17 protein-coding genes are annotated in these 21,272 nt (G+C 58.0%); 11 read left to right on the top strand and 6 right to left on the bottom strand.

Annotated features, from left to right (window positions below; translation table 11 throughout):
- Nucleotides 1-2: 2 nt before the first annotated feature.
- Nucleotides 3-2,546, bottom strand: coding sequence for a TonB-dependent receptor (locus GFR01_RS02050; RefSeq protein WP_099181590.1), 2,544 nt, complete (start codon nucleotides 2,544-2,546; stop codon nucleotides 3-5).
- A gap of 126 nt (nucleotides 2,547-2,672) precedes the next feature.
- Between GFR01_RS02050 and GFR01_RS02045 the strand changes: the two genes are divergently transcribed.
- Both GFR01_RS02045 and GFR01_RS02040 read left to right on the top strand, forming a co-directional pair.
- Complete coding sequence (locus tag GFR01_RS02045) at nucleotides 2,673-3,788, top strand: aromatic ring-hydroxylating oxygenase subunit alpha (protein WP_099181077.1); 1,116 nt, start codon at nucleotides 2,673-2,675, stop codon at nucleotides 3,786-3,788.
- Nucleotides 3,785-4,801 (top strand): bifunctional GNAT family N-acetyltransferase/(deoxy)nucleoside triphosphate pyrophosphohydrolase, encoded by a 1,017-nt coding sequence (locus GFR01_RS02040; protein ID WP_099181076.1) that lies wholly within the window; start codon nucleotides 3,785-3,787, stop codon nucleotides 4,799-4,801. The genes GFR01_RS02045 and GFR01_RS02040 overlap by 4 nt, the downstream gene beginning before the upstream one ends.
- 41 nt (nucleotides 4,802-4,842) lie before the next feature.
- On the opposite strand, the gene GFR01_RS02035 is transcribed toward GFR01_RS02040, so the two are convergent.
- On the bottom strand, nucleotides 4,843-5,736 hold the full coding sequence (locus GFR01_RS02035) for an SMP-30/gluconolactonase/LRE family protein (protein ID WP_099181075.1): 894 nt from the start codon (nucleotides 5,734-5,736) through the stop codon (nucleotides 4,843-4,845).
- A gap of 102 nt (nucleotides 5,737-5,838) precedes the next feature.
- Here GFR01_RS02035 and GFR01_RS02030 point away from each other — a divergent pair, with 102 nt between their 5' ends.
- Entirely contained in the window at nucleotides 5,839-6,603 is a 765-nt protein-coding gene (locus GFR01_RS02030; protein WP_063904255.1) for a competence/damage-inducible protein A, read from the top strand.
- 43 nt (nucleotides 6,604-6,646) lie between these two features.
- Here GFR01_RS02030 and GFR01_RS02025 read toward each other — a convergent pair whose 3' ends face one another.
- The 3 genes from GFR01_RS02025 to GFR01_RS02015 are packed head-to-tail and all read right to left on the bottom strand — an operon-like array spanning nucleotide 6,647 to nucleotide 9,043.
- Nucleotides 6,647-7,621, bottom strand: a complete 975-nt coding sequence (locus tag GFR01_RS02025; protein ID WP_174694662.1) for an acetyl-CoA carboxylase carboxyltransferase subunit alpha — start codon at nucleotides 7,619-7,621, stop codon at nucleotides 6,647-6,649.
- A gap of 49 nt (nucleotides 7,622-7,670) precedes the next feature.
- Nucleotides 7,671-8,591, bottom strand: a complete 921-nt coding sequence (locus GFR01_RS02020) for a tyrosine recombinase (protein ID WP_099181074.1) — start codon at nucleotides 8,589-8,591, stop codon at nucleotides 7,671-7,673.
- A gap of 17 nt (nucleotides 8,592-8,608) precedes the next feature.
- On the bottom strand, nucleotides 8,609-9,043 hold the full coding sequence (locus tag GFR01_RS02015; protein WP_099181073.1) for a hypothetical protein: 435 nt from the start codon (nucleotides 9,041-9,043) through the stop codon (nucleotides 8,609-8,611).
- Nucleotides 9,044-9,105: 62 nt separating this feature from the next.
- Here GFR01_RS02015 and aroB point away from each other — a divergent pair, with 62 nt between their 5' ends.
- From aroB to mtnK, 8 genes are all read left to right on the top strand, one after another.
- Nucleotides 9,106-10,788 carry a 3-dehydroquinate synthase gene (aroB, locus tag GFR01_RS02010; RefSeq protein WP_099181072.1) on the top strand — a complete coding sequence of 561 codons (1,683 nt, stop codon included), beginning with the start codon at nucleotides 9,106-9,108 and terminating at the stop codon, nucleotides 10,786-10,788.
- 320 nt (nucleotides 10,789-11,108) lie between these two features.
- Nucleotides 11,109-12,254: an OmpA family protein gene (locus GFR01_RS02005; protein ID WP_063904259.1), complete on the top strand. Its 1,146-nt coding sequence runs from the start codon at nucleotides 11,109-11,111 to the stop codon at nucleotides 12,252-12,254.
- Between the two features lie 144 nt (nucleotides 12,255-12,398).
- A complete protein-coding gene (locus GFR01_RS02000; RefSeq protein WP_099181071.1) occupies nucleotides 12,399-12,962 on the top strand; it encodes a GtrA family protein in 564 nt (187 codons plus the stop codon).
- A gap of 83 nt (nucleotides 12,963-13,045) precedes the next feature.
- Nucleotides 13,046-15,685 carry an alanine--tRNA ligase gene (alaS, locus tag GFR01_RS01995; protein ID WP_099181070.1) on the top strand — a complete coding sequence of 880 codons (2,640 nt, stop codon included), beginning with the start codon at nucleotides 13,046-13,048 and terminating at the stop codon, nucleotides 15,683-15,685.
- Between the two features lie 116 nt (nucleotides 15,686-15,801).
- A complete protein-coding gene (locus GFR01_RS01990) occupies nucleotides 15,802-16,485 on the top strand; it encodes a carbonic anhydrase (protein ID WP_099181069.1) in 684 nt (227 codons plus the stop codon).
- A 32-nt stretch (nucleotides 16,486-16,517) separates the two neighbouring features.
- A complete protein-coding gene (locus tag GFR01_RS01985) occupies nucleotides 16,518-17,342 on the top strand; it encodes an endonuclease/exonuclease/phosphatase family protein (protein WP_099181068.1) in 825 nt (274 codons plus the stop codon).
- Nucleotides 17,343-17,417: 75 nt separating this feature from the next.
- A complete protein-coding gene (locus GFR01_RS01980) occupies nucleotides 17,418-18,110 on the top strand; it encodes a hypothetical protein (RefSeq protein ID WP_099181067.1) in 693 nt (230 codons plus the stop codon).
- On the top strand, nucleotides 18,110-19,300 hold the full coding sequence (gene mtnK / locus GFR01_RS01975) for an S-methyl-5-thioribose kinase (protein ID WP_099181066.1): 1,191 nt from the start codon (nucleotides 18,110-18,112) through the stop codon (nucleotides 19,298-19,300). Before GFR01_RS01980 ends, mtnK begins: the two co-directional genes overlap by 1 nt.
- Before the next feature lie 75 nt (nucleotides 19,301-19,375).
- Here mtnK and GFR01_RS01970 read toward each other — a convergent pair whose 3' ends face one another.
- Nucleotides 19,376-20,923 (bottom strand): peptide chain release factor 3, encoded by a 1,548-nt coding sequence (locus tag GFR01_RS01970; protein WP_099181065.1) that lies wholly within the window; start codon nucleotides 20,921-20,923, stop codon nucleotides 19,376-19,378.
- Nucleotides 20,924-21,272: the final 349 nt, after the last annotated feature.

Genomic DNA, 21,272 nt, shown 5'->3' with positions numbered 1-21,272 from the left:
CCTCAGAACGACGCGCTAACCGTTCCAAAGAACTCACGAACCGCACCTCGCTCCATGGACTGATAATCACCCGTCGCAGGGTTATCATTCTGGCCCATCATGGCGATATATTTCGTGTTGAACAGATTATAGACGTTGAAGCTCGCGGTAACGTCTTTCCACACACTCAACTTGCCGAAGCGATACTGCATTCCGGCATTCGCCAGCCAGTATCCACCAACGGACGTATCATTCATGAAGCTGTAGTAGCGGCGGCTATAGTAGTTGGCATCGAAATGCGCCGTCGCCCCCTTCCAGGTGTAGGAGACGGACGTCTTGTACATCCAGGCCGGGTAATTGACGATATTCTTGCCTGCCAGCGCATAGAACCCGCCCGATGTATCAACATCGCGGTCGTAGGTACCCTTGTTGTAGCTCAGGTTGTTACTGATGCTCAGACCTTCAACCGGCGTCAAAGTAATATCGCCATTGGCACCCGTCATGGAGATGTGCCCGAAGTCGATCACCTGAGACACCGGATTGGTCAGAGACCCGACAGCCGCCGCAAGGATCGGATGGATCAGACTGGCGTGATAGACGGTCGCATTCGCCTGAAGATACTTGGACGTATAACGATATCCGCCAAGATAGACCCACGCCTTGGACGGCTCGAGAGACTTTTTCTGGGCCTGGAAGGTCGCCTGATCTTCAACCGAATAAACCGAGTTCGCCACGCCATAGGCCGAAACCTCATAGGCGCGCATGTTTTCGGCCACGTCCACATACAATTCATGGTGGCTGTTGATGTGCCAGTCCAGGTTGATATGCGGCAGGAAGGCCTGAGAGGCCTTTAGCGAACCATTCGGCAGTTCATCTGAGCCGGTCCAGTCCGCGTTGTTGTAGTTTGCGCCACCAGATGTCGTCGCAACCATGGATTTAAATCCGGCATGCAGCGTCAAACCTTCGGTCAGGCGGATGCTGTCTTGCAGGTGGAACTGCATGACGTTGGTCGTCCACTGGAAGTTGTAGCCTTCCAGAAAAGCCTTTCCGTAAACGTCATAAGGCCCGACAGCCTTAAGCGGCGCACCCTCACCCAACAACGGCTGCTGATAATTGAACAGACCAGCCTGCTGGTTGTTGTTTTCATACCAGACACCGCCCTCGATCGTGTGACGCCCCCACTTGTAGCGCAGACTGGTATCAATGCCGTAGCGCTCCTGGCGGTTCTGCCAGACTTCTTCGGAGAAAGGCGCACCATTGGGGGACGGATCTTCAGAGTCCGTATAGCTGTAATAGCCAGTCTGGCTGTGGCCATAGACCGTCGTGTTCCAGGTCAAACGATCGGTCAGCGCCAGATCGAAATGCAGGCCACCCATGTAGTTGGTTTCAGCCTGCCCACCATCATACATGGCAATTTCCGACCCATCGATGCCGGAAACATTGCCGTAACCTGCCGGAAGCGCAGCCGAACCATTCGCAATGCGATAAGCAAGGCCGTAGTTCGGATAAAGATGCGGCGTCCGCCAGCCGAGGTTCTTCAGAATTCCGATGGACGTATCAGGGTAGTTCCACTGAGCCAGACTGGACCAGTTGAAGAAGGCGGACATACGGCTGCGCTGCCCGATCGGCTGCACAAGCTTGGCATCAACCTGCTGCATGAACTGGTCGCCACTGCCCATCCACATGCCTTCATCCGTCCGGGCATAGGACGTGTAGAACTTCGTGCCGGAGCTGTTCAGCTTGCCGGAATCCAGACGAACATAAGTACGATAGGAATTGTAGCTACCGAAGGACTGGCTGACCTTGCCGCCGCGCGTGTCGTTGGGATCAGACGATCCAATCTGGATTGTCCCGCCAAGCGTGTTGGTCGATGGCAGTTCCACGGACCCAGCCCCCTGAGACATCCGCATGGACTGAATATCGTCCGGGATGATGGCTGAAGCGAGGCTCATACCGCTAACAGACTGGTAGGTCTGATCGTTCAGCGGGACACCATCAACCGTCACGCCCATCTGGTTCATGAAGAAACCCCGGACGTAAAGATTTGCACCGAAACTATCGATTCCGAATGGATCTGTAGACGTAAAGCTGACACCAGGCGTCCGGTCCAGCATGCGGTACGGACTGGTTCCCGGCACGAACTGCCGCATGACAGCTTTGGAAACAGCCTGTTCAGCATCACGCCCCGTCAACTGACGCGCGGTTACGGACACGCTTTCGGTCGAACGGGATTCCACATTGGTGCGACGAGCGCGCTTTGCTGGAACTGCGGGTGCAGCCGGTTCAACCGCAGCAGCGGGACCTGCATCATGACGACCCGGTACATGCCGATGTTTCGGAGCGACAGTCTTGGTTGCGTCAGCGGCATGTGCCTGAGAGTGAAGGGCCAACAGTGCAATAGAAGACAGAAGCAGGGGTTTGGTGCGCACTGAGGCCAATACTCCGGGAATATGAACAATTACGAGATCAAGGAAGCGGTGTCCTAACCAAGCATCTTTATTAGGCAAAGCCTTTGCAGCCGTGGATGATGTTTCAATGACATCCAACCTGTGCTTTTCCAGCCTCATGTTGCCCAAATGACGCGATTTACCGCGATACGGCCTTCCCCCTTCCGGTCGGGACCCTTTGCCTGTTAGGCTCGTTTTAGAAAGACGCCTTTCAAAAGGCCCGGCTTTATAAGGATCGGGATTTCAATGTCGCAGAGTACCGTAGATGCTGATGACATCATCAGCAGCATCTCCCCCAACGAGCCTCCAGCCCGCAATACAGACCTGCGTCGCATCCGCTCCAACCCGGATTACTGGTACCCTGTCGCGTGGTCCCATGAACTCCAGCGCGGCAAAACCATCGGCACGCGCTATGCCGGACAGCCCATAGCCCTTGTTCGCCCCCTGGATGGCAGCGTGTTCGCACTTGAAGACCGCTGTGCTCACCGTCAGGTTCCCCTCAGCCTAGGCCGTGTCAGCGGTGAAGCTGTGCAGTGCTGCTACCATGGCTGGGCTTATGGCCGCTCTGGCCGATGCATCGATGTCCCCTATCTGGGTAAGAACAAACTTCCCAATGGCGTCCGCACCTATCCTTGCCGGGAAGAAGGCGGCCTGATCTTCATCTTCCCCGGAGATCCGGCAAAAGCCGACACTACCCCCTTCCCGTCTCTCGGCTCAGTTCGTGATCCGGCCTACAAGACGCGTCGGTTCGGCAAGAAAGTCGGCTGCCACTACAGTTTCATGCATGAGAACCTGATGGATATGAACCATCAGTTCATGCACATGAAGCAGATGGGGCAGATGAAACCCCGCTTTCTGGGCGGCAAAGACGAGCCAACGCTAGTCGAGGCCCGGTACAGCTTTGCCCGGACCAGCGGAAAACAGCCCTGGGGTGAAGCCCTGATCTTTGGCGAGCGCCGGGATGCCAGTGAGCGCTACGCCCATCGCGACGTCATGACGATCCGAACGGAATACCCGTATCAGACCCTGAGGATTGCAACAGGTGACGAACCGCCGGTCATGGATCTATGGATCGTCTATGTTCCGCAGGATCCTGAAGAAAAAACCTGTCGCGTTTTTGGTCTCCTGTCGGTTCGCAAACCAAAAGTCCGGGTTGTTCTGGATCTGGCATGGCCCTTCCTTGTCGCCTTCACGGAACGAATTTTTAAGGAAGACCGTGATATCGTAGAGCTTGAACAGGCCGCCTGGAACGAGCTTGGGGGCGATCACAATCAGGAAGTCTTCCCCGTCATCAACACGCTGCGCCGTCTGCTGGCCCGTTGCGGCGTCCCTGAGGAGCAGGATTCAACAAGCCCGACATGACACCTGAACTGAAAGCGGGGGATTTTCTTTTACGTCCCCTCCGCCCGGAAGACGCACCAGCCGTCCACCGCCTTGTGAACGACTGGAGCGTGGTCCGCATGCTCAGCCGCCTTCCCTTTCCCTATCCCCGCGATCTTGCCGAGAAATGGATCGCATCTACTCTGGAAGACAGCGCACGTGGTGAAGCTCACCACTTTGCAGTAACGCGCGACGGAACCCTTCTGGGAGCGGTCGGCCTTGTCCTGTCAGATGACAGACGCTCTGCCTCTCTCGGATACTGGGCTTCCCCCGCCGTCTGGGGACAGGGCATGACGACGGCTGCGGCGCAGCGTGTCGTAGAATGGGCGTTACAGGTTCTCAAAATTGAGAAACTGACGGCAGATGTTGCGGTCGATAACCCCGGCTCATCTGCTGTCCTGCGCAAGCTGGGTTTTCAGGAAACAGGCCGTGGCAGCCGCCGCTTTGTCTCCCGTGGAGCTGAATGCCCCATCATCATTCATGAATTAACCCGTTCAGGCTTTCTTCAGCAGGATGCTGGCGTTCAAGACGTCGTCGCCCCGCCGCCTGTGCAGGAAAAAGGCCCGATACCTAATGCGGCACAATCGCCAAAGCCGCGAACCCTACTGGTCGTGGCGGCAGCCCTTCTCGACGCGCAGGGACGCATCCTGCTCGCCCGTCGCCCGGAAGGAAAACGGCTGGCCGGTCTGTGGGAGTTTCCAGGAGGAAAGGTCGAACGGGATGAAACGCCGGAACAGGCCCTCATCCGGGAAATGAAGGAAGAGCTGGACGTGGATCTGACCGGTTCATGCCTCGCCCCCTTCACGTTCGTCAGCGAGAACGCCGGTCCTTTCCACCTCCTGATGCCACTCTATGTTGTGCGCCGATGGCGAGGTGTTCCCGCACCTCGTGAAGGACAAAAGCTGGCCTGGGTGAGCGCGACAGATCTGGCGAAATATCCCATGCCAGACCCGGATCTGCCGCTCATTCCCCTCTTACAGGAACTTCTGGGATAGATTGAAAGAACAGGGCCGTTTTCAATACCGCCCTGTCTGCTTCAGTCGTTCAGCTGAAACTCTTTCTGCGGAACGCCGGCAATATCCGTCCGGAAGGCAAACAGCGAGCCAGCCTGCGGTTCCTTGGCCAGCGTGGCCTCGTCCAGACCCTTACGCGCCGTCGTAACAAAAACGGTTTTCAGGTCATCGCCACCAAAAGCAACCTTCGTGACATTGCTCACAGGCATTTTAATGGCCGGAAGTTCCGTTCCATCCGGACGGAAACGGGCCACTCGACCACCCAGCCACGTCCCACACCAGAGGTTGCCTTCACTATCCGTGACGATCCCGTCCGGATAGCCATGCGTCAGCGTGGCGAAAACGCGCTCGTTGGAAAGATCACCGTTCTCGTCGATATCAAAGGCATAAATCGTCTGCTTCGGGCTGTGACAGACATACAGCACACGACCGCAAGGTGAGACGGCCGGACCATTCGAGACAATGTAGCCTTCGTTATGATGCGTGATTTCAAGACCGTCTTCTGTATGAACAACACGGTAAATAGAACCGGTTGGCTCTTCTTCTCCATCATCCATCGTACCGAACCAGACGCGACCCAATGGATCCACGCAACCATCATTCAGACGATTGCCCGGCTTCTCGGGCTCAATTTCTGGACCCGCTTCGAAGTCACCGCTTTCCGGATCAAAACCATGAAGTCCGTCACGCAAACCGGCAAGAAAGGTTCCGTTTGCGACCGGCAGCAGGAAGCCCAGGCGATCAGGGGCATCCCACGTCTTGTGCGCACCCGTCTCCGGCGTAAAGCGGTGAACCTTGGCTGCCACAATATCCACGAAATAAAGCGACTTTTCAGCCTCACTCCAGACGGGGCCCTCACCCAGCGTTGCACGCAGATCGAGAATACATTCAGGGAGATGGTGCTTCAGAGTGCTCATGAGTGTCCTGTCTGAAATTACGCAAGGCCGAAACTTTTGGCCCAACTCGACAACGCGGCACAACGCGCTACGTTCTTTCCACAGACTATCAGGACGAGACTCATGCTTCAAAAAAACGCCTGCCTGCTCGTCATAGGCAACGAAATCCTCTCCGGCCGCACCCAGGACGCCAACACACAGGTTCTGGCGCGTGCACTGAATGCCCAAGGCATCCGGCTGCTCGAAGTGCGCGTCATCCCGGACATTGAGGATCACATCATCCAGACCGTCACCGAATGCCGGTCCCGATTCGATATCATCTTCACCTGCGGTGGCATCGGCCCAACCCATGATGACATCACGGCTGAATGCATTGCCAAGGCCATGGGCGTTCCGCTGCTGCGCCATGAGCCGACGTTCCAGAAACTCGAAGCTCTCATGGGAAAAGAGAAATTCAACGCAGCCCGTCAGCGCATGGCCATGCTGCCAGAAGGCTCTACCCCCATTGAGAACGCCATCTCCGCAGCGCCCGGCTTCAGCATCGGCAATGTGCATGTAATGGCCGGGGTGCCGTCCATTTTCGCCTCCATGGTGGAAGCTCTGGTCCCTCAACTGGAGAAAGGTCCGCCCCTGACCTCCGTCAGCTGGCATGCCGCAGGCCTGAAGGAAGGCGATTTCGCCGAAGACCTCCGCCACTTGCAGGATAAATTTCCGGGAATTGACCTCGGTTCCTATCCATATGGCCTGACGGATGGAACAACCGGGACAGCCCTCGTCGCCAAGGGCTACGAAGCGGCATCCGTCTCAGAAGCCGGAACCTTGCTGCATGATCTCATTATGGCGCATGGCCGTGAGCCAATCAGCGGTGATCCTCCGCACAAGGCATAAGATCAAAAAAAACCGCTGCTCCAGAGGGCAGCGGTTTTTCGTATCAGTTCAGAGACCCACGGGTCATGGCCAGGAACTTGTCCCGGCGCTTCTGAAGAAGAGCCGGCCCCGTGAGCTTCTGAAGCTCCACCAGTTCCTCGGCAATGGCATTACCAACAGCATGAACCGCATCATCCGGAGAGCGCTGCGCGCCCCCGATCGGCTCGGCAACGATCCGGTCGATCAGACCCAGATTTTGCAGATCCTGCGCAGTCAGCTTCAGGGCTTCTGCGGCTGCAGGTGCCAGCTTCGGATCACGCCACAGGATGGAGGCAGCAGCTTCGGGCGAAATGACGGAATAGATCGAATGCTCAAGCATGAGCACGCGATCACCGGCACCAATGGCGATAGCACCGCCGGAACCACCCTCACCGATCACCGTGGCAATCAGGGGCACAGGAGCCTTGAGGCAGATGTCGATCGACTTCGCGATAGCCTGAGCCTGCCCACGAGCTTCTGCGTCAATTCCCGGCCACGCACCGGCCGTATCGATGAAGCTCAGAATCGGCAGACCGAAACGACCAGCCATCTCCACGAGACGCTGCGCCTTCCGATAGCCTTCCGGGCGGGCCATGCCGAAATTATGCAGCAGACGCGTTTCCGTATCGTGACCACGTTCCGTCCCGATCACCACGACGGGTTCTCCACGGAAACGGGCCAGACCGCCAATCATGGCTTTATCATCACCAAAGGCGCGGTCACCGGCCAGTGGCGTGAAATCTGTGGTCAGGAGACGAACATAGTCCAGAGCCTTTGGCCGCTGGGCGTGACGGGCAACCTGCACCTTCTGCAACGGCGTAAGCTTTGCATAGGTCGCACGAAGCTGTTTGTCCGCCTTGTCTGAAAGACGGGCAACCTCGTCATCGATGTTGATGCCGCTGGTGCCGGAGTCCTTCTCCTGGCTGCCCATCTGGCGGAGTTCGTCGATCTTGGTCTCGAGTTCGGCGACCGACTTCTCGAAATCTAGGAATTGGCGCATGGCCAGCCGGATAGCACGCCAGCGCATCCGGAAACAGCCCCCCGTGATTTTACGAGTCAGCCGGTTCCACAGGCGTGACTTTCGCCAAAGGATGATGGGCTGTCACAAGCTGCCTTAGACGCTCCGCCATCACCTGCGTATAGATCTGGGTGGTAGCGATGTCAGCATGCCCCAGAAGCATCTGGAGCGCCCGCAAATCGGCCCCATGCGCCAGAAGATGACTGGCGAAGGAATGTCTGAGCACATGCGGACTGACGCGTTCCGGATCAATCCCGGCTTTCAGTGCACAGGCCAACAGGATCTTGTCGAACCCCTGACGTGTCAGAGGCTTGTCAGGATTACGACCCGGAAAGAGATAGGGGCTGCCCAAATCCCGATCAAAATGAACCAGAGCGTCCGCCGCCTCCCGCGCACTACGGGACAAGGGTACTAGACGTTCTCTACCCCCCTTACCGCGCACGAGAAGCATCGCGCCTTTTGCCTTCACACAGTTGGCGGGTAACGACAGAAGTTCGGAAATGCGCAGCCCGGTTGTGTAGAGAAGTTCCAAAGCGGCCCGGGACAGAAGATCCCGCCGTTCGTTCTCATGCCCTCTCGTCCCATCCTCCAGAAGAAGACGAATCTCCTTCTCATCCAGAGGTCGAGGAAGCGAAGCCGTAATTTTGGGGGCCTGCTGACGATCGGTCGGATCATCGGACCGAATCGATTCCAGCATGAGAAAGCGATAGAACTGCTTCAGGCATGACAGCCGCCGGGCCGCCGTCCGGGCTGCCATTCCAGCTTGCGACAGAGACGCCAGATAACTCCGAACCTGCTCACCCGTCGCCTGCGCCAACGACGCGGGTGCACAATGGCGGGCAAAGTCAGACAGGTCAGACGCGTAGGCCTGCCGGGTTTTCAAGGCCGCACCACGCTCCGCCGCAAGCATTTCCAGAAATGCCTCGACGTGACGATCCGTGACCTCTGTCATCCGGCAGACCGTATCCTTCAGTGTGCTGGCGCAGCCTGTGCAGGCGCCACCGCCGCGCCCTGAGACGGTGCCGGCTTGGGGGCTGGCATTGTCGGCAGCGGCGTGGATGGCGTCAGCACAGGGGCGCTTGAAGCAGCCGGAGGGGACGCAGGAACGGTACCAGCAACAGGGGCCTGACCTGCAGGCGTAGTGGCGACCGGCGCAGAAACCGGCTGAGCAGCTCCCGCAACAGGGGCAGCTGGAACAGGCGGCATGGCGGGCAACGCGGCCGGAGCGGAACTCGTCGTCGCAAACGTGGACGCCGGGATTTCCTTGTGAACCTGCGTCTGTTCAGGCGGAACAGCATTCATGCCCAGACGCAGGAAACCGCCACCCAGCACAACAGCCAGAAGGACAAGGCCTCCCCCGGCAATCATGGGAAGACGGGAGGACGAACGATCAGATTGGGCCATTATGTTCAGGTCTCAAAGTGCAGGCAGGACGTGATGCCCTCTCCTATGATAGGTAGCAGAGCATGTCACCTCTGCCACCCTCACTTTCCGCCGATTGGGCGGTCACTCACCCCACACCGACAAGCACAGTCGTTCTCGTCGGCATGATGGGAGCCGGAAAAACCACTGTCGGCCGTCGCCTGGCACAGGTTTATGGCCTGCCGTTCGTTGATGCCGATGCAGAAATCGAGCGCGCCGCAGGTTGCACGATTCCCGAAATTTTTTCCCGCCACGGAGAAGCCTATTTCCGTGCCGGAGAGCGCCGCGTCATCCAGCGCCTTATCAAGGGGCCGCCCTGCATCCTGGCGACAGGGGGTGGTGCGTGGATGGACGCCCAGACGCGCCAGCTTGTTCGGAAGCATGCCGTTTCGGTCTGGCTGAGAGCACCAGTCCACGTCCTTCTGCGGCGCGTGCATGGCCGAGGGGGCAGACCCCTTCTGGCGCAGGGCAGCCCGGAAGACATCATGACCCGTCTGGTTGGGGTTCGTTACCCCGTCTATGCGGAAGCTGACATCATCATAGATTGCGGAGATGAAACCGTGGAACAGGGCGTCCAACGTGTCTGCGAAAGCCTTTCAGAGCACACACACCCTCAAAAAGTCCCTGTCACGCTGGCCCAGCACAGCTATGAGGTTCTGATTGGCTCAGACCTTATTTCCCGTGCAGGCGCATGGATAGCACCCCTTCTGCGTCAGAAGCGTGTCGTCGTAATTACCGACGACGCCGTCTCAGCGCTCCACCTTCCGCGTCTGCTGGCCTCTTTCGAAGAAACCGCCATTCAGACGGACGTCATTTCCGTTGTCGGTGGTGAAGAGAGCAAGTCCCTCACCACTTACGGCGAAGTGATGACCCGTCTGCTATCGTTGGGAATCGAACGTGGCACGACAATCGTTGCCTTGGGCGGGGGCGTCGTGGGCGATCTTGCAGGCTTCGTAGCGGCCACGGCCCTGCGTGGTCTCCCGTTCATTCAGATTCCCACGACTCTTCTGGCTCAGGTGGATAGTTCCGTCGGCGGCAAAACCGGCATCAATTCGCCATCTGGAAAAAATCTGATCGGCGCGTTTCATCAGCCTGTGATTGTGCTCGCCGACAATTCCGCCCTCGCGACTCTACCGCGCAGACAGCGGGTTGCCGGTTATGCCGAAATTGTGAAGTCCGGCCTGATCGCAGATCCGGACCTCTTCGCATGGTGTGAAAACAATGGCGGAAACGTTTTAGACGGGGATCCGACGGCACTTGCCGAAGCTGTTCGCCGCGCATGCGCTTTCAAAGCGGCAGTCGTTGCAGCTGATGAAAAAGAGCAGGCCAAACAGAATGGGCGTGCTTTGCTCAATCTTGGCCACACCTTTGGCCACGCCATTGAAGCGGAACTCGGTTACGATGGCCGTATCCTTCACGGCGAGGCGGTTTCAATCGGGATTCATCTGGCCATGGCCCTGTCCGTAAAGCTCGGCCACGCTCCAGCCGAAGATCTCGCGCGCCTTGATCGTCATCTTCGTTCCCTTGAAATGCCAACCAGCTTTGACTGGTTCGAAGAGTCGTTTTCTTCACAAACACTTCTCGACCACATGACTCGGGACAAGAAGATGCAGAATGGACGGATTTCTTTTGTTCTGCTGCACGGTATTGGCAAGGCGTTTACAAGTCGTGATGTTCCGATGGAAACCGTGCGTAACTTGCTGATAAATGAAGGCTGCCGCCCATGAGGACTGTTACAGTCCATTATGGATTTGCCTAACTTTCTGTTTTTTCACTTCATTTGATTGTCATAAATCCTGCGAACACTATGGCGTCCGCAGAAACGTTCAGCTATGGCAACAGGGACGCGAGGCGTAGATCGTAAACTGGGCGGAACGGATTGTGACTTTTTTGTCACTCCCTCCACCCCGAGTAGGTCTGGAAGGCTCTGTCCGGCTTTGTCCGAGGGAACTACCCGATCTATATGCGCTTATGCATCGCGCTGGGTCCGTTGGTCGAAGCAGTTCTGCCAATGGCTCGAAACGTTAGTCACTAAGAGGACGAAAACATGCGTCTCCGCACGGCACTCCTTGCCATGACGTCGATGGTCGCCGCACCGTCGCTCGCCATGGCCAGCACGGTCACCGGCCCGTACGTCAACATTGGCGGTGGGTACAACCTGGTCCAGAACCAGCACGCCAGCTTCTCCCCGACCACGCAGGCTGATGGCTCCACCAGCAATGCTGGTAGCCGTTCCCAGTTCCGTCACAAGGACGGCTTCACGGGTTTCGGTGCGTTCGGCTGGGGCTTCGGCAACGGTCTGCGCGTTGAAGTTGAGGGCGTATACAACTACTCCCAGATCAACCACCGCAACAAGACGGCCGCTACGGGCAGCACGAACGGTTCCGACCAGGCATACGGCGGCTTCGTCAATGTCCTGTACGACATCGATCTGGCTCACTTCGGTCTGAACGTTCCTGTCACGCCGTTCGTTGGTGTTGGCGCTGGCTACCTGTGGCAGCACTACAACCCGATCACGACGAGCTACTCCAACGGTGCGGTTAACCGCGTCGGTGGTACGCAGGGCAGCTTCGCGTATCAGGGTATCGTCGGTGCAGCTTATGACATTCCGGGCGTTCCGGGTCTTGCTGTCACGACCGAATACCGCTTCATCGGCCAGACGTTCGCTGATGGCGCTTATCGCTCCACTTCCTGGAACGGTAACGGCAGCGGCCTGCACAAGGGCAACGTGAACTTCGATCAGCGCTTCTCGCACCAGTTCATCCTGGGTCTGCGTTATGCGTTCGACACGGCTCCGCCGCCGCCGCCGCCGGCTCCGGTTGTTGTTCCGCCAGCTCCGACCCCAGCTCGCACGTACCTCGTGTTCTTCGACTGGGATAAGTCTGACCTGACGGGCCGCGCTCGTGAGATCGTTGCTCAGGCAGCTCAGGCTTCCACGCACGTCCAGACGACGCGCATCGAAGTCAACGGCTACACCGATAACTCCGCAGCCCACCCGGGCCCGCGTGGTGAGCGTTACAACATGGGTCTGTCCCTCCGTCGCGCCCAGAGCGTGAAGGCTGAACTGATCCGTGACGGCGTTCCGGCAGCTGCTGTCGACATCCACGGCTATGGCGAAAGCAAGCCGCTGGTTCCGACAGGCCCGAACACCCGCGAGCCGCAGAACCGTCGCGTCGAAATCATCCTGAAGTAATTCAGTTTGATAAGACGCCGGAGCCTTCGGGCTCCGGGTTTTCTGGAAAAGGCGTCCTTCGGGGCGCCTTTTTTGGTTTCAGAACATTTGCAGCCCACGCCACTTCACGTTAGAGCACCTTACCCCTGCCACGGAGACGCCTCCTTGCGACGCACCCGTATCTTCTATCCTCGGTCCCGCCCCCAGATCGTCGATCAGTTCCTTCGATTTGGAATTGTCGGAGCACTCGGTTTTTTCGTGGACTGGGCAAGTGTCGATATTCTTCGACCAGAAGTGGGCCTCATTGCAGCTACGGTTGGTGCGTATTTTGTCGCTGCAACGTTTACATGGCTCCTCAATCGCATCTGGACGTTTCGCTCTACCGGAGCCGATAACCAGCACCTGATACTTCAGTGGCTGCGATTCCTTTTGGCCAATGCCTTTGGCTTTCTGTTGAATCGTGGCGCCGTTTTTCTGCTTTACGCTCTTGTACCCTTTACGGTCACTTATCCTGTCGTCGCCCTTGCCATTGGCGCAGGTTGTGGAATGCTGGCCAACTTCAACCTTTCCAGACGGCTGGTTTTCAGAGCCAAGATTCCTGAAACGCCAATGGAACTTGTCCAGATGGCCGTGGAAATTCCCGCAGCAGGTCTGACTTCTCCAGAACCTGAGCCGCAAATACCGTTGCCTCAGGAAAGTTCAGAGATCTTTCCGCAGAAAGCCCCCTGAGCCGCACATTTCCAAGCTGCTCACAATGGTCTAGGAGTAGCGTTAGTTTTTCCCGCCTTCTTCGGAACCTGACGCTTCAGCTCATGACCAGCACAAACGACATCCGCTCAGCCTTCCTCGAATATTTCGGGTCGAACGGCCATCGCATTGTTCCCTCGGCCTCCCTCGTGCCGCAGAACGATCCAACGCTGCTGTTTACGAACGCTGGCATGGTGCCGTTCAAGAATGTTTTCACAGGCCAGGAAACACGCCCCTACAACCGCGCGACCACAGCTCAGAAAGTCGTGCGCGCAGGCGGCAAACATAACGACCTCGACAATGTCGGCTATACGGCCCGTCACCACACATTCTTCGAAATGATGGGCAATTTCAGTTTTGGAGATTACTTCAAAGCCGATGCCATTGAGTTCGCATGGACCCTGCTGACGCGCGACTTCGGCCTTCCCAAGGAAAAGCTCCTCGCAACGGTCTACGCTGAAGACGAAGACGCTGCCGATCTCTGGAAGAAAGTGGCCGGCCTGAGCGATGATCGCATCATCCGCATCGGCACGTCCGACAATTTCTGGCGTATGGGCGACACGGGACCCTGCGGCCCCTGCTCCGAGATCTTCTATGATCATGGCGACAGCGTTTTCGGGGGCCCTCCGGGCAGCCCGGATGAAGATGGTGACCGCTTCGTCGAGATCTGGAACCTGGTGTTCATGCAGTTCCTCGATCAGGCGGATGGTTCCCGTGACAATCTGCCGCGCCCGTCGATTGATACCGGCATGGGTCTGGAACGCTTTGCCGCCATCATGCAAGGCAAGCGCGACAACTACGACACGGACACGATGCGCGCGCTGATCGAGTCCTCCGCCGATATCATGAACCAGGACGCAGACGGTCAGTTCAAGTCAAGCCATCGTGTTGTTGCGGATCACCTACGCTCCACGGCGTTCCTGATCGCTGATGGCGTTCTGCCTTCCAAGGAAGGTCGCGGCTACGTCCTACGTCGCATCATGCGTCGCGCCATGCGCCACCTGCACATCATGGGCGCCAAGGACCCGGTCTTCTACCGTCTGCTCCCTGCCCTGATCCAGCAGATGGGCGCTCCCTATCCGGAACTCGTGCAGCATCAGGCCCTGATCACCGAAACCATGAAGGGTGAAGAAGAACGCTTCACCGCCCTGCTGGAACGCGGCCTGTCCCTCCTGTCCGATGAAGTCAGCCGCCTCGGTGACAAGCAGGCCCTCCCCGGCGATGTCGCCTTCAAGCTCTATGACACCTTCGGTTTCCCGCTGGATCTGACGCAGGACGCCCTGCGTGAGCAGGGGCGCACCGTTGACGAAGCCGGCTTTGAAACTGCCATGACCGAACAGCGCCAGCGTGCCCGCGCTGCCTGGGTCGGTTCTGGCGATACTGCTGCTGAAACCGTCTGGTTCGATGCCCGCGACAAGCATGGTGCGAGCGAGTTCCTTGGATATGTCTCGGAAAAGTCGGATGCCGAAGTCCAGGGTATTTTCCGTGGCAATGATGAACTCGCCGAAGCCCCTGCTGGCGACGACACGATTGCCATCCTGCTGAACCAGACGCCGTTCTATGGTGAAAGCGGCGGCCAGGTTGGCGATCATGGAACCCTCACGGCTGACGGCGTGCGCGTGGAAATCACGGACACCCAGAAGCGTAATGGCGATCTGATTGTTCATTACGGCAAGGTTGTCGAAGGCACGTTGAAGCCGGGCATGGCCGTTCATGCCGAGATCGACCATGAGCGCCGCACGGCCGTTCGTGGCCATCACTCGGCAACCCATCTTCTGCATGAAGCTCTGCGCCGCCAGATCGGCACGCATGTGACGCAGAAGGGCAGCCTGAATGCGCCGGAACGCCTGCGCTTCGACATCAGCCAGCCCCGTCCGCTGACAGACGAAGAACTTCAGGCTGTTGAAGCCGAAGTGAACGCTCGAATCCGCGAAAACGCACCGGTTGAAACGCGCATCATGACGCAGGATCAGGCCGTTGCAGAAGGTGCGATGGCACTCTTTGGCGAAAAATATGGCGATGAAGTCCGCGTTGTGTCCATGGGCAAAGGGGAGGAAGGCCGTCCGGCTTACTCCATCGAGCTTTGCGGGGGCACGCATGTCGGCCGCGTTGGTGAGATCGGCCCGTTCCGTATCGTTTCTGAAAGTGGCGTGTCCGCTGGCGTCCGCCGTATCGAAGCCGTCTGCGGTGCGGCAGCCGAGAAACTGGCTCTGGAAACGGAAAACCGCCTCAAGCAGATAGCCGAACTGCTGAAGGTTCCGGTGTCTGACGCCATTACCCGCGTCGCTGCCCTGCTGGAAGAGCGGAAGTCCCTGAACAGCCAGATTTCCGAACTTCAACGCAAACTGGCTACGGGCGAAGGAACGAGCGCCACCGAAACCATCAGTGGCATCACGCTGTCTGCCCGCAATCTCGGCGATGTCAGCCCCAAGGAACTCAAAGGCCTTGCGGATAGCATTTCCAAGCAGATCGGTTCCGGTATCGTTGCCCTCATTTCTGAGGCTGATGGTCGTGGCAGCATTGTCATTTCCGTGACAGCAGATCTGAAGGACCGCCTGGATGCCGTCACACTGGTGCGTGCGGCCTCGGAAGTCATGGGCGGAAAGGGTGGCGGTGGACGGCCAGATATGGCGCAGGCTGGCGGCCCGAATGCAAATGCTGAAGAAGTTTTTGCAATGCTGCGCGAGCGTCTGGCAGCGTCATAAACTGTAACGACAACAGATGTCAGGGCGGTAACAAATGATGAGGCGGTTCTTTTACTGCTTTACCCGCCCTGACAAAGCCTTCTAACTGCTCGTTAGTTTATAAAAAGGAGAACACCATGGCCTGTGGTCGTGATACTCTGGCGAAACTGCTGAGCGGTGTCCGTACATTTGAGACGGACGTCTATCCGGAGAGTGCGGAGCTGTTTGAAAGTCTGGCCACTAGCCAGTCGCCTTCTACACTGTTCATCACCTGCGCCGACAGCCGGATCAGCCCGAGCCTCGTCACGCAGACCGAACCGGGTGAGCTTTTCATCGTCCGTAACGTCGGCAACATTGTTCCAGCCTATGGCGAAATGCTGGGGGGCGTGTCTTCCGCCATCGAATACGCCGTTGCAGCTCTCAAGGTGAAGAATGTCGTCGTCTGCGGTCACTCCAACTGCGGCGCCATGAATGCCCTGCTGGATCTGAACGCTCCAAAGCTGGACGCCCTCCCCACTGTTCGCAGCTGGCTGCGCAATGCCGAAGCCGCCCGTGCAGCTATGGGCGATCTGAAGGCGGAGGATGCCGGCCCAGCCGATATCCGCCAGCTTGCAGAATACAACGTCCTGCTCCAGCTCGCTCATCTGCGCACGCATCCGGCTGTCGTTCGCGCCCTGTCCCAGGGTGCTCTGACACTGCAAGGCTGGTTCTACGACATTCCGAATGGTGAAGTCCTCATCCTTGATGAGAAGACCCGCACCACACGCTCCGTTGAAAGTGTCCTCGCCGAAATGGGCGCAGCCGAGAAAGAAGCCGTCTGAGGTTTTTTTCCCTAATTCTCCTCGCCGCACTGATGTGCGGCGAGGCTTTTCCAGCCCAGGCCCGGGACATCAAACTCTCAACCTGGAATCTGGACTGGCTCTCCCTGAAACAGACGGGAGATCCTGCCCTTCCCGATGATGTCCATGGCCGCAAGCCAGATGATTTCATCCGGCTGCATCAGTACGCGACCCATCTGAACGCCGATATCATCGCTTTTCAGGAAGTGGACGGTCCGGAACCCGCTGCACGGGTCTTCGATCCGCAGACCTATCAGATCATTCTCTCTGAAGCGCCCGTCATCCAGCGCGTCGGCCTGGCCGTGAAACGACCGCTCCATGTGACGGTCAATGAAGAACTGTCCGCTCTGGATGTGGCTGGTCCTGAGGCCTCGCACCATCTGAGAACAGGACTGGACGTTACTGTTTCTGATGGAACCGAGCATCTTCGCATTCTGGTCGTGCATCTGAAAACCGGGTGCTGGGATCAGCCTCTCACTCAACGCAAACATTCCTGTCCGACGCTGTATCAACAGTTCCAGATCCTCGAAGACTGGATTGCCGAACGTCAGGATGAGGGCGAACCCTATGCCGTTCTCGGGGATTTCAACCGCCGGCTGACGCTCCATGATCCCCTCATGCAGCAAATCGAACATGATGCCCCCGTCCTGCTCACAACAGCCGGGAAAGCCAGCCCGTGCTGGGGCGGCGAATACTTCATCGACCATATCATGCTCGGCAACGAAGCGCGCTCCTGGCTCATCCCGGACAGTCTGCGGATCATGACTTACCGGAACGACACCATGCCGGATGGCCTTTCGGACCACTGCCCCGTTTCCGTGCGACTGCATCTTCCCTGAGCTGAGACGTATTTGCCTCTCCGGACTTTTGCCGCATGAAGGACAGTACAGTCTCCACCCCACCCAAGGTCCGTCATGTCACACCCTGCTTCCTGGCCCATCATCCCCCTTCAGCCAGATGTGCATGTTCTGGTCGACCGCCCTCTTCCAGCACTCACAGAAGCACAGGAAGCAGCCGTTTCGCGCATCTGGGCCGACGCATTGCAATCGTATCCGGCGCTTTATAACGGCCGCGTCTTCTGTGCGGACGACATTACGCCCTCTCATATTCACGGCCACTGGTCCGAATATCGTCGCGTTCTCGCGCAGATGAAGGAGCCGGGCATTTATGGAGATACAGTGCTTAAACCTCTGGCTGTCGTGGGGCTGATGTTTGCACAGGATGGCGTTGTGATCGGTCGACGCGCGGATACTTCCATCTACCTGCCCGGCTACTGGCAGGGCGCGCCGGCAGGCAATGTCGAAAGCCGTGCACAGGAAAACATCGTGGATCTTCCTACGCAGCTTCTGGCGGAATGCGAGGAAGAACTGGGCCTGACACCTGCGGAATGCCAGGTCGGGCCATGTTTGCTCGCCTGCGAACATCCGTCGACGCACATCGTCGACATCGGGATGCGCATTGACGTGGCCCTGAGTTTTTCCGACCTTCAGAAGCGATGCCGCGAGCAGGGAAATGCCGAATATGGCGCATTGCACCTGATCCGCCCTGACCACACACCCGAAGGCCCTGTCGTTCCCACACTGGCCGCCCTGTTGGAACTTTCCTGATGCCGTACTTTACTCTTGATGCGTCCAGCCTTCAGCACTGGCTCACAAACCACGCTGACCTTGCGTCCCTCCTCGGCGGCTCACCCTCAGCCTGGACCATCCGCGAAGTCAGTGATGGCAATCTGAATACCGTTTTCCTTGTGGATGGGCCGGCCGGATCCCTCTGCTGCAAACAGGCACTCCCCCATGTCCGCGTCGCACCGGATTGGCCCATGCCTTTGGAGCGCGCTCTGTACGAAGCCCGCTATATGCGTGCGACTGCGGATGCCGTCCGCCCTGCCGCACCCGAACTCTATTTCTACGATGACGAGATGTTCCTTCTCGTCATGGAATGCCTGACCCCACATGAGGTTCTGCGCACCGCCCTGATCCGCGATGAGGTACAGCCGGGATTTTCCGCCGTTATCGGCCAGTACGTGGCCCGCAGCGTGCATGCCACAAGCTGGATCAGCCAGCCCTTTGAACACGGTTCGAAATTACTGGCCGACTTCGCTGGCAACACGGCCCTCACCCGTATCACGGTCGATCTGATCCTGACCGATCCGTTCCGCCCCTGCTCGCGCAACCCTGCCCCTGAAGCAGACCTCCTTCCGGACGTGGAAGCCCTGCAGGCCGACAAGCCCCTCCACCGTGCCGTCGGCAACCTTCAGGAGCGCTTCCTGACTGCACGACAGGCGCTTCTGCACGGAGACCTGCACACAGGCTCCATCATGCAGCACAAGGACGATGTGCGCGTCATTGACGGCGAGTTCGCAACGATGGGGCCGATCGGATTCGACTGTGGACTCTATCTGGGAAATCTGGCCCTGCATGCCTGCGGGGCACCACACAAGGGCAACCTGATCACAGCTGAAATCACGGCTTTCTGGAACAGCTTCACGGCCGACTTCCGCACCCTTTTGAAAACAGGCGGCGGGGACGTCTGGGCGTTGTCCGATGACGTCGAGCGTGAAGAGATGCTCAATACCTTCCTGCACAGTATTCTGCAGGACACGACAGGCTTCTGTGGCCTTGAGATGATTCGCCGGACCATAGGCTTTGCTCAGGTCGCGGATTATACGCTCTGCGTTACGCCAGAAAGTCGCACGGAAGCTCGCCGCAAAGCCCTCAAGACAGGGCGCACGCTTATTCTGGCAGCTCCGACCGTCCACAACCTGGAAGGCCTGCTGAACTTACTGACGCTCAGGTAAAAGCCACTAGGAAAGCCGCAGACAGCAGGCATAAAAAAAGCCCCGCTCCCGGATACAGGAGCGAGGCTTGAAAGATCAGACCGAAGCCAGACCAATCTGCTTGATGTCGTGGAACGCCAGATCCGGGTTCATTTCGATGGTGCGGCGCATCATGAAGGACGAACTGGCGAGGAAGACCGGATCTCCGTCCAGATCGTCCGCCATGGACGACCGGTTCGTCATCATAAACGTCTCGATCTTCTCACGATCCCCCGTGACCCAGCGAGCCAACGTGAACGGCGTGTTTTCAAAACCGATGGACACGCCATACTCACCCTTCAGCCGGGACTGAAGAACGTCAAGCTGAAGCGTTCCCACAACACCCACGATCGGCGGTAGACCATCCTGCGGGCGGAAAAGCTGCACGACGCCTTCTTCCGCCAGCTCCACCAGAGCCTGACGCAGCTTCTTGGCCTTCATGGCATCATCGAGACGAACACGACGCAGGATTTCCGGCGCAAAGTGCGGAACGCCCGTGAAGCGCAGCTCTTCGCTCTCGCTCAGCGTATCGCCAATCCGCAGCGTGCCATGGTTCGGAATCCCGACCACATCTCCGCCAAAAGCTTCCTCAGCCAGCTGACGATCACGGGCGAAGAAGAACTGCGGCGTATGCAGAGCAAACTGCTTGCCAGTCCGCACATGCTTGAGACGCATCCCACGTGTCAGACGTCCAGAGCACACACGAGCGAAGGCCATACGATCCCGATGGTTCGGGTCCATGTTCGCCTGGATCTTGAAAATCAGGGCCGTCACCTGCTCTTCATCTGCTCTGACTTCACGGTTTTCCGTCGGCTGTGCACGCGGTGCCGGACCATAAGCCACCAGCGCATCCAGAAGATCGGTCACACCGATTTCCTTCATGGCCGAACCGAAGAACACGGGAGACAGATGCCCCGCATCGAAGGACTCACGATCGAACTCGGGAAGCGCGGCTTCCACCAGTTCAAGATCTTCCCGAAGCTGCACCATCCGCGGATCGGCTTCGTCCACCGGGTCCTTGGTGTGCACTTCCCGGGTGCGGATATCGAACGTGCCAATAAACGTCGCAGCACGCCCGATCGGCCATGTCGCAGGCGAGACATCCAGCGCCAGAGAATTGGAAATTTCATCCAGAAGGGCGAAGCAATCCTGTGCTTCACGGTCCATCTTGTTGATGAACGTGATGATCGGAATATCGCGCAGACGGCAGATCTCGAACAGCTTACGCGTCCGGTCCTCGATACCCTTTGCGGCGTCGATCACCATGACGGCACAGTCCACAGCCGTCAGGGTTCGGTATGTATCTTCAGAGAAGTCTTCATGGCCCGGCGTATCAAGCAGGTTGAAGACGCAATTGCCGTATTCAAACGTCATGACAGACGTCACGACGGAAATGCCGCGATCGCGCTCGATGCCCATCCAGTCAGATTTGGTCCGGCGGCGCTCACCCTTGGCACGCACATTACCCGCAAGCTGAATGGCACCACCCGCACGCAGGATACGTTCCGTCAGGGTCGTCTTACCGGCGTCTGGATGGGAAATGATTGCAAACGTACGCCGACGAGCGATCTCGCGGGTAATTTCAGCGCTCAGCGCCTCTGACATGATGCCTCCGGCAACGTAGAAAAAATCCGGGACTGGAGCTTTCGCGACGTCCAGACAGGCACATGACCTGTTAGCAAATACAGAGGACAGCCCTCATGGAAGCCTTACCCATCGGGAGGCGCAATGTGCAGAAGACCGCTTTTGCCGTCAAGCATTCCCTTCCCTGCTGGTTCTCCAGTGGGGAAATCAGTTCCCCCCTCATCGGGCGGCCCTGAGCATAAGCCTCCCCAAACTGCCCGATTGCATTCCCGGAAACTGGATCATGCCCCGAAGGAACACCACCAACGCCTGCCCGATCTGAACCATCTCGGGAAAGATGACGCCTCAGAAACTTAAAAACCTTACCACT

This window comes from Gluconobacter frateurii (assembly GCF_002723955.1).
GTDB lineage: Bacteria > Pseudomonadota > Alphaproteobacteria > Acetobacterales > Acetobacteraceae > Gluconobacter > Gluconobacter frateurii.
This window is presented reverse-complemented; position numbering and strand designations above follow the sequence as displayed.

Excerpts from the sequence above, each read along its gene's own strand:
- GFR01_RS02050 (WP_099181590.1), bottom strand. The coding sequence starts at position 2,546 with ATGAGGCTGGAAAAGCACAGGTTGGATGTCATTGAAACATCATCCACG.
- GFR01_RS02045 (WP_099181077.1), top strand. The coding sequence starts at position 2,673 with ATGTCGCAGAGTACCGTAGATGCTGATGACATCATCAGCAGCATCTCC.
- GFR01_RS02040 (WP_099181076.1), top strand. The coding sequence starts at position 3,785 with ATGACACCTGAACTGAAAGCGGGGGATTTTCTTTTACGTCCCCTCCGC.
- GFR01_RS02035 (WP_099181075.1), bottom strand. The coding sequence starts at position 5,736 with ATGAGCACTCTGAAGCACCATCTCCCTGAATGTATTCTCGATCTGCGT.
- GFR01_RS02030 (WP_063904255.1), top strand. The coding sequence starts at position 5,839 with ATGCTTCAAAAAAACGCCTGCCTGCTCGTCATAGGCAACGAAATCCTC.
- GFR01_RS02025 (WP_174694662.1), bottom strand. The coding sequence starts at position 7,621 with ATGCGCCAATTCCTAGATTTCGAGAAGTCGGTCGCCGAACTCGAGACC.
- GFR01_RS02020 (WP_099181074.1), bottom strand. The coding sequence starts at position 8,591 with ATGACAGAGGTCACGGATCGTCACGTCGAGGCATTTCTGGAAATGCTT.
- GFR01_RS02015 (WP_099181073.1), bottom strand. The coding sequence starts at position 9,043 with ATGGCCCAATCTGATCGTTCGTCCTCCCGTCTTCCCATGATTGCCGGG.
- aroB (WP_099181072.1), top strand. The coding sequence starts at position 9,106 with ATGTCACCTCTGCCACCCTCACTTTCCGCCGATTGGGCGGTCACTCAC.
- GFR01_RS02005 (WP_063904259.1), top strand. The coding sequence starts at position 11,109 with ATGCGTCTCCGCACGGCACTCCTTGCCATGACGTCGATGGTCGCCGCA.
- alaS (WP_099181070.1), top strand. The coding sequence starts at position 13,046 with ATGACCAGCACAAACGACATCCGCTCAGCCTTCCTCGAATATTTCGGG.
- GFR01_RS01990 (WP_099181069.1), top strand. The coding sequence starts at position 15,802 with ATGGCCTGTGGTCGTGATACTCTGGCGAAACTGCTGAGCGGTGTCCGT.
- GFR01_RS01985 (WP_099181068.1), top strand. The coding sequence starts at position 16,518 with ATGTGCGGCGAGGCTTTTCCAGCCCAGGCCCGGGACATCAAACTCTCA.
- GFR01_RS01980 (WP_099181067.1), top strand. The coding sequence starts at position 17,418 with ATGTCACACCCTGCTTCCTGGCCCATCATCCCCCTTCAGCCAGATGTG.
- mtnK (WP_099181066.1), top strand. The coding sequence starts at position 18,110 with ATGCCGTACTTTACTCTTGATGCGTCCAGCCTTCAGCACTGGCTCACA.
- GFR01_RS01970 (WP_099181065.1), bottom strand. The coding sequence starts at position 20,923 with ATGTCAGAGGCGCTGAGCGCTGAAATTACCCGCGAGATCGCTCGTCGG.